General features: G+C 74.6%; 9 protein-coding genes. 3 read left to right on the top strand and 6 right to left on the bottom strand.

Annotation, left to right across the window (positions count from 1 at the left end; genetic code table 11):
• Positions 1-24: 24 nt before the first annotated feature.
• The 4 genes from ABZ883_RS19100 to ligD all read right to left on the bottom strand — a co-directional run bounded on the left by ABZ883_RS19100 (position 25) and on the right by ligD (position 3,844).
• The gene (locus tag ABZ883_RS19100) at positions 25-720 is read right to left on the bottom strand and encodes a hypothetical protein (protein ID WP_360907300.1); all 696 of its coding nucleotides are present in this window, start codon (positions 718-720) and stop codon (positions 25-27) included.
• Between the two features lie 168 nt (positions 721-888).
• Positions 889-1,407 (bottom strand): hypothetical protein, encoded by a 519-nt coding sequence (locus tag ABZ883_RS19095; protein ID WP_360907298.1) that lies wholly within the window; start codon positions 1,405-1,407, stop codon positions 889-891.
• 99 nt (positions 1,408-1,506) lie between these two features.
• Entirely contained in the window at positions 1,507-2,568 is a 1,062-nt protein-coding gene (locus ABZ883_RS19090) for a phosphotransferase family protein (protein ID WP_360907296.1), read from the bottom strand.
• 235 nt (positions 2,569-2,803) lie between these two features.
• Complete coding sequence (gene ligD, locus ABZ883_RS19085) at positions 2,804-3,844, bottom strand: non-homologous end-joining DNA ligase (RefSeq protein ID WP_360907294.1); 1,041 nt, start codon at positions 3,842-3,844, stop codon at positions 2,804-2,806.
• A 75-nt stretch (positions 3,845-3,919) separates the two neighbouring features.
• On the opposite strand from ligD, the gene ABZ883_RS19080 reads away from it, so the two are divergent.
• The gene (locus tag ABZ883_RS19080; RefSeq protein WP_360907292.1) at positions 3,920-4,972 is read left to right on the top strand and encodes an ATP-dependent DNA ligase; all 1,053 of its coding nucleotides are present in this window, start codon (positions 3,920-3,922) and stop codon (positions 4,970-4,972) included.
• Between the two features lie 22 nt (positions 4,973-4,994).
• Here ABZ883_RS19080 and ABZ883_RS19075 read toward each other — a convergent pair whose 3' ends face one another.
• Positions 4,995-5,594 carry an NIPSNAP family protein gene (locus ABZ883_RS19075; protein WP_360907290.1) on the bottom strand — a complete coding sequence of 200 codons (600 nt, stop codon included), beginning with the start codon at positions 5,592-5,594 and terminating at the stop codon, positions 4,995-4,997.
• Positions 5,595-5,644: 50 nt separating this feature from the next.
• Positions 5,645-8,665 (bottom strand): lysylphosphatidylglycerol synthase domain-containing protein, encoded by a 3,021-nt coding sequence (locus ABZ883_RS19070; RefSeq protein WP_360907288.1) that lies wholly within the window; start codon positions 8,663-8,665, stop codon positions 5,645-5,647.
• Positions 8,666-8,838: 173 nt separating this feature from the next.
• Here ABZ883_RS19070 and ABZ883_RS19065 point away from each other — a divergent pair, with 173 nt between their 5' ends.
• Together ABZ883_RS19065 and ABZ883_RS19060 are read left to right on the top strand one after the other, a co-directional pair.
• Positions 8,839-9,219, top strand: a complete 381-nt coding sequence (locus ABZ883_RS19065; RefSeq protein WP_360907286.1) for an MGMT family protein — start codon at positions 8,839-8,841, stop codon at positions 9,217-9,219.
• A gap of 327 nt (positions 9,220-9,546) precedes the next feature.
• Positions 9,547-12,741 carry an ATP-dependent DNA helicase gene (locus ABZ883_RS19060; RefSeq protein WP_360907284.1) on the top strand — a complete coding sequence of 1,065 codons (3,195 nt, stop codon included), beginning with the start codon at positions 9,547-9,549 and terminating at the stop codon, positions 12,739-12,741.
• Positions 12,742-12,812 lie beyond the last annotated feature (71 nt).

Here is a 12,812-nt window from a genome sequence, read left to right as displayed (position 1 = left end):
GTCGATGAGGAGTGCCGGGCGGGCTCAGGACAAGGGGGGAAGGATCTTCGCCGTCGCAGGCTTGGTGATCCGGGGTCTGACGCCGTAGTCCTCCCACGTCGTGGTGAAGTCGTCCTTCCCGACGTGGCTTTCGGTCCGCAGCGGCACCGGCTCACCGGTGGTGGCGAGATACACGGTGCTCCTCGCACTGCCCTGCGTGGCTTTCAGTGCCAGGACCGGCCGCCCGTTCACGCGGGTCTCGGCACCCTTGATCAGGGTGAAGTGCTGCTGCTTCATGGCGAAGAAGCGCGGATGGCATGCTCCGCTGGTGTACCGGGCCAGTTTTCCGGCGTATCCGGGCGAGTCCAGCTCCACCGGCAGGTATCGCCCCGGCTCCACCGGGGTGCCCGTGCGGTCGGCCAGCTTCGCGCTGCGCCGCTGGGGGGTGATCCAGGTCTGTGCGCCGAGAGTGGTGAAGTGCCAGGCGAAGCCGTCCTCGTCGGTGAGCAGGCCCGTGCAGTTGTCGCCGCCGTGCAGCGCCTGGACGTCGCTGATCCGGCGACCGCCCAGCGCCTGCACGAAGTGCACCGACGTCGCGTCCAGCGCGCTGTCCACGCGGGTGAGGATGCGGTCCACCGACTGCCCCTCGATACCGTTGGGCTCAGCGCTCGGGCTGTCGCCGTGCGACGAGCAGCCGGCCGCCATCGCGAGGGCGGCCAGCCCGAATCCGAGCCCGCACAACACCCTTGTGCCGCGCCCCCACCCCGTCAAAGCCCCCACCATCCCCATGAGTCCCGTGCGACCTTCGCAGAGACTACAAGAGCGTCCGTGGGGAAGATCGCGTAGCCGGATGCCGTCCGACCTGGCGGGACGCTGACCGGTTCACCGCGGGACCGCGGAGCCTCGGCCCTACGCCCCGCGCAGGCCCAGGTTGGCGCCGTCGCGGAGGTCGGGGAAGCCCTGGGCGATGACGGCCGCGGGGGCGAGGCAGGCATGACGGGTGGCGGCCGGGGCCGGGTCGCCGGCGCAGCCGAGCCGTTCGTACGAGGCGACGGCGGTACGGAGCTTCTGCGCCACCGTGCGCAGCGTGGCGAAACCGCGCTGCCCCTCGATCTGCTCCAGGGCGAACGACGCGTCGGCTCCCGCGGCCCGCGCCGCGAGGCCGCAGTCGGCGGCGAACATCCGGGCCGAGGAGGTCGAGCAGGGCGATCCCGTGCCGGAGCCGAACCGGGCCTCGTTCGCGCCGAGGCGGGCCTCCAGTGCCGACTTCACGCGCTCAGCGGTGATCGCCGTCCCCGGCGCCGACGGGGAGGCACTCGGCGTGGCCGCCCGGTCGACGGGTCGGCCGCTGCACCCCGTCAGCAGAGCCAGTGTCAGGAGCACGGTCGCGCCCACTGCGGCGGGCACGGACGTCGGATGCCGCTTCACCAGGTCTTCTCCCCAACCCTGTTCATGGACGCGTCACCCTATCCGCTCGGGCCGCGACGGCCCACACCGTCGCGGCCCGATCCCGATCCCGCGCCCGCGTCAGCGGCCCGCGGTCAGCGCCTCCAGCGATCCGCGGTGCAGGACGAGCTCGTCCGGGTCGGCCGGCAGCTCGCGTTCCCCGGCGGCCACCTGCCGGTAGCCCTCGTCCAGCATCAGCACGGCGTGCCGCACGGCCGCGTACAGCGTGTGGAACTCCGGGTCGCGGGGGGTGTGCCCGGTCAGTTCCGCGTAGATCCCCGCGATCCGGCCGCCGTCCAGGAAGCCGGGCAGACCGGGGAAGCCGGAGGCGGTCGCGAGTTCCTGGAAGCAGCGGTGCCGGTGCACCAGCCAGGCCAGGTCCAGTTCGCGGGGCCCGGCGCCGCTCATCTGCCAGTCCAGTACGGCCGCGGGCGCGAAGTCGGCGTCGTAGACGATGTTGCCGATGTGGGCGTCGCCCCAGCTCAGCACGGACGGCCCGGGGTCGGCGGGCCAGATGTCCGCCAGCCGGGCGAAGGCCCGCTCGATCACGGGGGAGGGGGCCCGTCCCTCGACGACCCGGGCGTAGAAGGCGCGTTGCGCCTCGACGTGCTCCCGCAGCCCGCCCTCCGCCGGCACCGAGTGGATCTGCGCGAGCACGTCCACCGTGGCGCGTTCCAGCCGTGCCCGTTCCTCCTCCGTGGCGTCGAAGAGCCAGTTGGAGCCGTAGGTGTAGGGCATGACGTCCGGCGGGACGCGCCCGTCGACCCGCTCCATGACGAAGAACGGCGCGCCCAGGGGCTCCGGGTCGGGCTCCAGCCAGAGCAGCTCGGGGACGGGGACGCGGGTGCGTGCCGCGACGGTCTGGAGGGTGCGGTACTGGGCGGCCATGTCGTACGACGGCAGGGCCGCGGACGCCTCGGGGTCCGCCGCCAGCCGCAGCACGCAGGGCCGGACCCGCTGCCGAGCGGTGCCGGCGGGGTGCGGGACGGCGAGGTCGAACAGGACGGTCTCGCCCGACGGGCCGACGGCGGCGGGCACGCGCACGTTCCGGCAGCGGGCGCCGGGGTGCTTGGCGTTCAGCCAGTGATCGAGTTGGCGGCACAGCAGTTCGGGGTCACGGGTGGTCGTGCGCACCGTGGTCACAGGGCCTCCTTGCCGGTGGAACCGCTGGGGGTGTGGCGGCCGATGCTGCCGAGCTCAAAGATGCCGTAGCCGACCCGGCCGTCCCGGGCGCAACGCGCGGCATGATCGGTGACTCCCTCCCCGGTCGGACGCACGACGGCCGGCCCGGCCGGTTCGCGCGCCGGTGGGTTGTGCGGGTTGTGCGCAGGCAGCTGACTGATGATGCGTCAGAGTTCCCGTGACGGGAAGAGGGCCGTCAGGTCCCGGATGTGTCGGACGTGGCGTCACCGGGCTTGCTGCGGGCCCGGCTCGGCTGCACGCGCAGCGGCTCGCCCGGCATCTTCGGGTGGTCCGGCGGGTACGGCATGTCCCCGAGCCCGCGGTCGCTCTCGTCGCGATCGGCCAGTTCCAGCACCGCGTCCAGGCGGAAGGCCTGCCCCTCCATGTCCGCGTGGACGTCGCCCTCCTCGGCGTACCGCACCGGCATGCTGGCCAGGTCGAAGTCGCGGGGGTGGGCGTCGGGCAGCTCGTCCCAGCGCAGCGGCGCGGAGACCGGGGCGCCGGGCCGGGGCCGGACGGAGTACGCGGAGGCGATGGTGCGGTCGCGCGCGGTCTGGTTGTAGTCGACGAAGATCTTCTCGCCGCGCTCCTCCTTCCACCACGCGCTCGTCACCTGCTCGGGCATCCGGCGTTCCATCTCCCGCGCGATGGCGATCGCCGCCCGCCGCACCCCGGTGAACGTCCACTCCGGCGCGATCGGCACGAAGACGTGCACCCCGCGCCCGCCGGAGGTCTTGGGCCAGCCGCGCAGCCCCAGCTCCTCCAGCAGCCCGCGCAGCTCGCGGGCGACCCGGACCGCGTCGGCGAAGTCCGTGCCGGGCTGCGGGTCGAGGTCGATGCGCAGCTCGTCGGGGTGGTCGAGATCGCCGCGGCGGACCGGCCACGGGTGGAAGGTGAGGCAGCCGAGGTTGGCGGCCCACAGGACGGCGGCGGCCTCGGTGGGGCAGATCTCGTCCGCGTACCGGCCGGAGGGGAAGCGGATGCGGCCCGTGGGGATCCAGTCGGGCGTGTTCTTGGGCGCGCGCTTCTGGAAGAACGACTCGCCGCCGATGCCGTCCGGGTAGCGCTCCATGGTCGTCGGCCGGTCGCGCAGCGCGCGCAGGATGCCGTCGCCGACGGTGAGGTAGTAGCGGGCCACGTCCAATTTGGTGAACCCGGATTCGGGGAAGTACACCTTGCCCGGGTTCGAGAGCCGGACCGTCCGTTCGCCGACGGTCAGCTCGACAGCCTCGCCCATGCCGCCACCGCCTCTCCCATGCGCACACCGTAGGCCCGACGGGCGTGCACCGCCTGTCGGGCGGACAATCGCGGCATGGACCTCCCGGTGATGCCGCCCGTGAAGCCGATGCTCGCCAAATCGGCGCCCGCGATCCCGCCCGGCATGCTCTACGAGGGCAAGTGGGACGGCTTCCGTGCCATCGTCTTCCGCGACGGCGCCGAGGTCGAGATCGGCAGCCGCACCGGCAAACCCCTGACCCGCTACTTCCCCGAGGTCGTCGAGGCGGTGCGGGCCGCGCTGCCGGCGCGCTGCGTCGTCGACGGGGAGATCGTCATCGCCCGGGACGGCCGGCTGGACTTCGACGCGCTGCTGGAGCGCATCCACCCCGCGGACTCCCGGGTGCGGCAGCTCGCCGAGCGCACCCCGGCCTCCCTCGTCGCCTTCGACCTGCTGGCGCTCGGCGACCGCTCGCTGATGACGGACCCGCAGAGCTGGCGCCGCCAGGCGCTTGTGGACGCGCTCGGCCCGGTGCGGCCGCCGGTGCACGTGGCGCCCTCCACGACCGACATCGACCTGGCCCGGCAGTGGTTCGAGCAGTTCGAGGGCGCCGGGCTGGACGGTGTCGTCGCCAAGCCCCCGGACGTCGGCTACCGTCCGGACGAACGCGTCATGATCAAGGTCAAGCACGAGCGCACCGCGGACTGCGTCCTGGCGGGCTTCCGCTGGCACAAGTCCGGCCCCGTCGTCGGCTCCCTGCTGCTCGGCCTGTACGACGCCGCCGGGCGGCTCCAGCACGTCGGTGTCAGCGCGTCCTTCCCGATGCGCCGCCGCGAGGAACTGGCGGTGGAACTGGAGCCGCTGCGCATGACGGGCGTCGAGGGGCATCCGTGGGCCGAGTGGGCGGAGGCCGAGCCGGGCGGCCGGATGCCCGGCGCCCAGAGCCGCTGGAGCGCGGGCAAGAACCTCTCCTGGGTCCCGCTGCGCCCCGAACGCGTCCTGGAGGTCGCCTACGACCACATGCAGGGCGACCGCTTCCGGCACACCGCCCAGTTCCGCCGCTGGCGCCCGGACCGCGACCCGGCCGACTGCACGTACGCACAACTGGAGGAACCGGTGGGCTACGACCTGGCGGACATCCTCGGCTAACGCGCCGGGCGGTGGGGCCCGGTCAGCCCAGGGGGCCGCGCACCGGGACCAGCCGCAGCTCCGTCGGCGGCCGCAGCAGGGCGCCGGCCGGCAGCGGCGCGGGCGGGGCCGCCCGGTGGGCGTCTGCGTCGGCGTGGGCGGAGAACCACACGACGACGTCCTCGCCGGTGCGCACGGGCAGCGCGGGGAAGCCGTTCTCGGCGTGCTCGGTGCGGTGCACCGCGAGGGCGGACGGCGGGGCCGTGAACCCGGCCGGATCGGCCGGGTGGCAGATCGTCGCGACGACCAGCCCCGCGTCGTCCGGTACGCGGTAGCCGGGGCCGCGCAGCAGCAGGACGTCGTCCGAGTCGACCATGGTGGCGTTGGCCTCGGTGCGGTGCGCCCGCCAGACCGGGCCGCCGTAGAAGGCCTGGAGGGCCCGGGTCCTGGCCGCCATGTCCGGGAAGGCGCGCATCCACACGAAGCGGTCCGGGGCGTCCAGGTCGCGGAAGCGCCCGCCGACGCGGATGCCCGCGGCCTCCTGGCCGGTGACGAACTCCCGCTCGAAGAGCGGGAGAAGGGTGCCGAGTCCGCCCGGGTGCAGCGTGTACTGGCGCAGTTCGACGATGTGCGAGATCTCCATGGCGGCACCGTAGGGGCGGCCCACTGACACTTTCTGTCAGTGGGCCGGGTTCACAACGCCTGCCGTCGGGTGAGCTGCGTGAACGCCAGCCAGCCGGGCAGCACCGGCAGCCAGAAGGTCAGCACGCGGAACAGCAGGACCGCCGAGGTCGCCGTCGCGGAGTCCAGCCGCCCGATGGTCGTCAGGCCCGCGATCAGCGCGCCCTCGACCGCCCCGAGGCCGCCGGGGGTCGGCGCGGCCGAGCCCAGTGCGTTGCCGGCCAGGAAGATCACGGCGACCGCCGCGAAGTTCACCTCGCCGTGGAAGGTCCGGACGCTGGCGTCCAGGCACAGCACGAAGAAGAGCGTCAGCAGCAGCGTGCCGCCGATGCCCGTGGTGAGCTTCAGCGGCTGCTGGAGGACGTCCAGCATGCGCGGCACCACACCGGCGAACAGCGCCCTGATCCGTGTGGACGCGAAGCGCCGCAGCGACGGGACCGCGGTGACGATCAGGAAGAGCACCCCGACGGTCAGCACGCCGGCCATCACCGTCCGGGACGGTGACAGGGACGGGGTCTTCTCGGTGCCGGTGATGTAGCCGAAGACCGCCAGCAGCATGATGTGCGAGCCGAGGCCGATCAGCTGCGAGGCGCCGACACTGGCCACCGCCAGCCCCGGCCGCACCCCGGACTTCTGCAGGTAGCGGGTGTTGAGCGCCACACCGCCGATGGCGGCGGGCGCGACCAGCTTCACGAACGATCCCGCGATCTGGGCCAGCGTCGTCCGCAGGAACGACAGTTTCTCCGGCACGAAGCCGGACAGCGCCATCGCCGCCGCGACATAGCTCGCCGCGGACGCGAGCACCGCGACGATGATCCAGCCCCAGTTCGCCTCGGCCAGCAGGGTCGCCGGGTCGATGCTGCTGATCTGGGAGAGCAGGAAGTACGCGGCGAAGGCGCCGGCGATGATGCTCACCAGGGTGCGCGGCCGCACCCGCTCCAGCCGCACCGGCTCCACCGGGGCCTGCGGACGGATCAGCAGCACCTGGTGCCGGATACGCGTGAGCAGGTCTTCCTCGCGGGCCTCTTCCAGCGCGTCCTCCAGGGCCTTCTTCTCGGCCCGCCGCGCCGCCTTGGTCTCCTTGGCGGTCTCCTTGGCCCGACCGGCCTGATCGGCCTGGTCGGATTCGGCTCCCGCTTCCCCGGTGGCCATCCGCCGCGCCCTGGAGGCGGCGAGCACCGCATCGCGCTCGCGCTGCGCCCGCTCCCGGGCGAGCTGCTTGAGCGTCGCACGGGTGGTGCGGCTCAGCGCGATGGGCTGCAGCAGGGGCAGCGAGTCGGCGACCGCGTCGGGGCCCAGGACGGCCACGGCGGAGGCCACCGAGCGCTCCGGGCCGACGCGCAGCGCCAAGGTGGTCAGCAACTGCGCCACGTCCATGCGGAGCACGAGGTCGCCGGCCGCGATCTCCCCGCCGCGCAGATCGGTCAGGAAGACCTTGCCGGAACGATCCATCTGCAAGGACTCGCCGACCAGCCTGCGGTGCGCGATACGCCGCGACTGGAGCGACCGCACCTGCTCCCACGCGCCGCGCAGCAGCCCGTCGGTGATCTCCGCGTCGGGCAGGGCGTCCAGCGAGCGGCCGCCCATGTGCTCGTAGACCAGCATCACCGCGTCCGGGCCGAGCTCCGACGTGGCGATCAGCCGGGGGGCGTTCGCCCCGGCGGAGATGGCGGCGTAGGCGAGCAGCGCCTCCTGCTCCAGCGCCTGGCGCAGCGACTGGAGGCTGCGGCGCTGGGTGATGCCGCGCAGCTGGAGCCGGCGCCACATGCGGTAGAAGAAGCCGTGCGCCTGCTGCTCGCGGTCCACCACGGTGACGTCCAGCAGCGGGCCGTCCTCCAGCGTCACCAGGTAGCGGCGGCCGCGCTCCGACTCCGGGGAGTCCGGGAACTCGTCCTCCGCCCGCACCGCCGTCTGCGGCGCGAAACCGACCCGGCGCAGGCCCGCCAGCAGGTTCTGGCCCGTCGGACGCACATTGGGCGAGCCGACGCCGTAGAGCGTGCCGTAGGCCACCGTCCAGCCGATCAGCACGGTGACGACGATCGAGAACGGCGTGGTGTAGCCGCCCATCAGTACGGCGAAGGAGTCCAGGAACAGCACCGACCACAGCGCCACCCGCCAGCGTGGGCGGCGCGCCATGCCGACCGCGGTCATGTAGGCGATGACCGGCGCGAGATAGCCGTGGACCGGGTCGGTCAGACCGCCGCCCGGCGCGTCCCGGGTCAGCGCGTCCCGGATCGCGGCCGGCGCCGCGTCCGAGACCCACAGGTCGGTGGCGAGGGAGACGCCGTGCGCGAGGACGGCCGCGAGCACACCGTCGGCGATGCGCAGCCCGTCCCGCTTGATCAGCCGTTCCACGGCGAACGCCACGGGCACGATGAGCACCGCCACCGTCGCCAGCAGCCCGGCGATGGTGATCAGCGGCTCGGGCGCGTGCGTGGCGCCCTGGGCGATGTCCTGCTCCACGCCGGAGGTCGTCGCGTGGGCGAAGCCGGCGATGCCCAGCACCAGCGCGATGCCGAGGACGCCGAACAGGAAGCTCATGAGGTCGACGGGCCGGTGCACGCGCGCGGGCAGCAGCGGCTCGTCGCGGGCCACCGGGTCGGTGTGCGGGCAGTCCTCGGCGTGGCGGGGGTCGTCGGCGCCCGCGTCCGAGTCCGCGTCCGCGTCCGGGGAGGCGTCGCCGTCACTGGTGGGGGGTGTGACCTTCGCCTCGTTCCCGCCGGCAGTCCCGGGGACGTTCCCGGCGGCCGGCGCCCCGTCCGGCCCGCCGCGGGCGGGCTCCGCGGGCTCAACGGGCTCAGCGGGGCGGGTCGAGGGCTTTTCCTCGGGCCGGTCGCCGTCGTCCTGGCCCTGGGGGGTGCCGGCCGCGCTGGCGACGGCGGCCGGCCCGGCCGCGGTGCCCTCGGCGGCCGCCGCGCCCGGGACGACGGCGACCGCGTCGGCGGTCGCGGATGCCACAGGGGCGGCGTTCTCGCTGGTCAGGCGCGCGTCAGAGGCAGCGCCGACCGCGCCAGCGGCTTCGTTCCCGCTCACGTCGTGCTTGCCGTCTGTCTCTTTTTGATCTCGTATCACCAGTCACCGCCCGGATGATGGTGGCACGAGCCGCCCGCGCATGGGCGCAGGAGGGGGCAATTCGCCGCCGTCGCCGCCCCCGCACGCGCTCCCGTCCGCCCCGACTGTCGGTGCCCTCGGGCACGATGTGACGTATGAGCGAGGAGGAGACGGCCGACGGCGCCCCGGAGCTGCCCGCCTACGCGGAGCGTGTCCTGGACGTGACCGAGCGGATTCCGCGCGGGAAGGTCATGACCTACGGCGATGTCGCCGAGTGGCTGGGGGAGGGCGGCCCCCGGCAGGTCGGCCGCGTGATGGCGCTGTACGGGGGTGCCGTTCCGTGGTGGCGCGTGGTGCGCTCGGACGGCGGCCTGCTGCCGGGCCACGAGCTCGACGCCCTGGCCCACTACCGCCAGGAGGGCACGCCGCTGCGCCCGGCCCCGCACGCCGCGAAGGGGCACATACCCCGCCTCGACATGCGCCGGGCCCGCTGGGACGGGACGGCGGCCCCGGACGGCCCCGGTGGTACGGACTGAACAGCGCGCGCTCACACCCTCCAGCTTCCGCCATCCGGGCGCCGAAGATGCCATCGGCCGTCCGTAAGGAGTACGGCGGGCGGCGCGCCGCGGCTCCCGCATCGGTACCGGAAGGGCGGGACGCGTCACGGCGCCGCCGGCCGGTGGCGTAGCGTCGGCACCCGGCCGTCCCCGGCCCGGTACATCAACAGCACATGAACGCACACGGAACCGGCGAACCACGTGACCTCCTCCTCCACTCGGCAGACGGACGCCGCCGCGCGGCGCTCCGGGGGGACGGTCGGGCCGTCGGGCGGCTACCGACTGCTACGGACCCCGCCGCAACCGGTGACGTCCCCTGAACTGGACGCCTCGCAGCGTGCGGTGGTTGAGCACTCCGGCGGACCGCTGCTCGTCCTCGCCGGACCGGGCACCGGCAAGACGACCACCCTGGTGGAGTCCGTCGCCGAACGGGTGCGGCGCGGCACCGACCCCGAGCGCGTCCTCGTGCTCACCTTCAGCCGCAAGGCGGCCGGCGAACTGCGCGACCGCATGGCCGCCCGGATGGGCGGGGCGGCGGCTCCGGTGGCGACCACCTTCCACTCGTTCTGCTACGCCCTGGTGCGCGCCCACCAGGCCCCCGAGCTCTTCGCCGACCCCCTGCGCCTGCTGTCCGGCCCCGAGCAGGACCTCACCGTGCGCGACCTGCTGGCCGGCGAGCCCGAGCTCGAACGCGCCGGGCGGGGCCGGGTGCGCTGGCCCGACGAGCTGCGGGCCGCGCTGACCACCCGCGGTTTCGCCGACGAGGTCCGCGCGGTGCTCGCCCGCACCCGGGAACTCGGCCTGGGACCGCGCTCCCTGGCCGCCTTCGCGCGCCGCACCGGCCGCCCGGACTGGACGGCGGCCGCCGGATTCCTCGCCGAGTACCTCGACGTCCTCGACCTCCAGGGCGTCATCGACTACGCCGAACTCGTGCACCGCGCCGTGCTCCTCGCCGGCCGGCCCGAGGTCGCCCGCCACCTTGCCGGGGCGTACGAGGCCGTGTTCGTCGACGAGTACCAGGACACCGACCCCGCCCAGGTGCGGCTGCTGCACGCGCTGGCCGGCGGTGGCCGCACCCTGGTGGCGTTCGGCGACCCCGACCAGTCCGTCTACACCTTCCGCGGCGCCGACGTGAACGGCATCCTCGACTTCCCCGACGCCTTCCGGCACCGCGACGGCCGCCCCGCCGACGTCCGCGTCCTCCGCGTCGCCCGCCGCTCCGGCGCGCGGCTGCTCGCCGCCACCCGGCTGCTCACCGCCCGCATGCCGCTGACCCGGCTGCCGGCCGCCGCCGTCCGCGCCCACCGCGAACCGGCCGCGGACCGCGACGGCGGCGCCCTGGCCGTCCGCACCTACCCGACGCCCGGTGCCGAGCTCGACGGCATCGCCGACGTCCTGCGCCGCGCCCATCTGGAGGACGGCCTGCGCTGGTCGGACATGGCCGTCCTGGTCCGCGCCGGCTCCCGCTCACTGCCCTCGCTGCGCCGCTCCCTCACCTCCGCGGGCGTCCCCGTCGACATCGACGGCGACGACCTGCCGCTGCGCGACGAGCCCGCCGTGGCACCGCTGCTGCTCGCCCTGCGCGTGTGCGCGCAGGCCGCCGTCCCCGCCGTCCCCGCCGAGACCGCGCCCTCGCGGCTGGGCGTCGAGGACGCCCTGACCCTGCTCGGCTCCCCGCTGGGCGGCATGGACGCAGCCGACCTGCGGCGCCTGGGCCGTGCCCTGCGCGAGGAGGAGCGGGCCGCCGGCGTGGCCGTGCCCCGGCCGTCGGACGAGCTGATCACCGAGGCGCTCGCCGAACCCGAGCGCCTTGTCGCGCACGATCCCTCCTTCGCCCGCGGCGCCCAGCGCCTGGGCGGACTGCTGCGCACCGCGCGCGAGTTGCTGGCGGACGGCGGCACCGCCGAGGACGCCCTGTGGGCACTCTGGGACGGCACCCCCTGGCCGGGGCGGCTGGAGCGGTCCGCGCTGCGCGGCGGCGCGGCCGGCCGCAACGCCGACCGCGACCTGGACGCGGTCTGCGCGCTGTTCGACACCGCGGCGCGGGCCGAGGAGCGCACCGGCGGCCGCGGCGCGCTGAACTTCCTGGAGGAACTGGCCGCCCAGGACATCGCCGCCGACGTGCTCACCCGCCGCGCCGTCCGCCCGGACGCCGTACGGCTGATGACGGCGCACCGCTCCAAGGGCCTGGAGTGGCCGCTCGTGGTCGTCGCGGGCGTGCAGGAGGGGCTCTGGCCCGACCTGCGCCGCCGGGGCTCCCTGCTGGAGGCCGACCGCATCGGGCGCGACGGCCTCGCCGAGCCGCTGACCCCGGGCGCGCTCCTCACCGAGGAACGCCGGCTGTTCTACGTCGCCGCGACCCGCGCCCGCGACCGCCTGGTGGTCACCGCCGTGAAGGCCGCCGCCGACGACGGCGACCAGCCCTCCCGCTTCCTGCGTGAACTCGGCGTCGAACCGGTCGACGTCACCCAGCGCGCCCGCCGCCCGCTCGCCGTCGCCCCCCTGGTGGCCGAACTGCGCGCCACGACCGTGGACCCGGCCGCCTCCCCGGCGCTGCGCGAGGCCGCCGCCCTGCGGCTGGCCCGGCTGGCCGCCCTGGAGGACGCGGGCCAGCCCCTGGTGCCCGCCGCGCACCCGGAGCGCTGGTGGGGGCTGTACGAGCAGACCCGCTCGGAGGTCCCGCTGCGCGACCGCGACCAGCCGGTGGCGCTGTCGGGCAGCGCCCTGGACCAGCTGGCCAACACCTGTGCCCTGCAGTGGTTCCTCGGCCGCGAGGTGAAGGCCGAGCCCCCGGCCACCGCCGCCCAGGGCTTCGGCAACGTCCTGCACGTCCTCGCCGACGAGGTGGCCTCCGGCCGCACCCCGGCCGACCTCGACGTCCTGATGGAGCGGCTGGACTCGGTCTGGAACGCCCTCGCCTTCGACGCGCCCTGGAAGTCGCAGCAGGAGAAGGAGAACGCGCGCGCCGCACTGGAACGCTTCCTGCACTGGCACGTCATGGAGCGCGGCCGGCTCCCCGTCGCCTCCGAGCACGGCTTCGACGTCACCCTGGAAACCGGCGAGGTCTCCGTCCGCATCCGCGGCAGCATGGACCGGGTCGAGACGGACGCCGAGGGCAACGCCTACGTCGTCGACTTCAAGACCGGCAAGAACAAGCCCACCGCCGCCGAGGTGGAGCGCCACGCCCAACTGGCCGTCTACCAGCTCGCCGTGCGCGAGGGCGCGGTCGACGGGCTCTTCCACGACACCCGGCCCGCCCCCGGCGGCGCCGAACTCGTGCAACTGCGCCTGGGCGCCGCCCGCAGGGACGGCGGCGACGCGCAGCCCACCGTCCAGGCCCAGGAGGCCCTGACCGGCGAATGGGCCGACGGCCTGCTCGCCGACGCCGCCGCCCGCGTCCTGGACGAGCGCTTCACCCCCTCCAGCGGCCAGCACTGCGACAACTGCGCCTTCAAGGCAGCCTGCAGCGCCCGTCCGGAGGGCCGCCAGGTCGTGGAATGACGCGCCGCGGCGCGCGGCGCTTCAGGGCGCCCGATGTCCTGGGCGGCCTTCAGCCGGCGCTGGTCGTAGCC

This window comes from Streptomyces sp. NPDC046977, assembly GCF_040644455.1.
Taxonomy (GTDB): Bacteria; Actinomycetota; Actinomycetes; order Streptomycetales; family Streptomycetaceae; genus Actinacidiphila.
This window is presented reverse-complemented; position numbering and strand designations above follow the sequence as displayed.

Bases quoted from the DNA above. Each gene is read 5' to 3' on its own strand.
- ABZ883_RS19080 (WP_360907292.1), top strand. From the start codon at position 3,920: ATGGACCTCCCGGTGATGCCGCCCGTGAAGCCGATGCTCGCCAAATCG.
- ABZ883_RS19075 (WP_360907290.1), bottom strand. From the start codon at position 5,594: ATGGAGATCTCGCACATCGTCGAACTGCGCCAGTACACGCTGCACCCG.
- ABZ883_RS19065 (WP_360907286.1), top strand. From the start codon at position 8,839: ATGAGCGAGGAGGAGACGGCCGACGGCGCCCCGGAGCTGCCCGCCTAC.
- ligD (WP_360907294.1), bottom strand. From the start codon at position 3,844: ATGGGCGAGGCTGTCGAGCTGACCGTCGGCGAACGGACGGTCCGGCTC.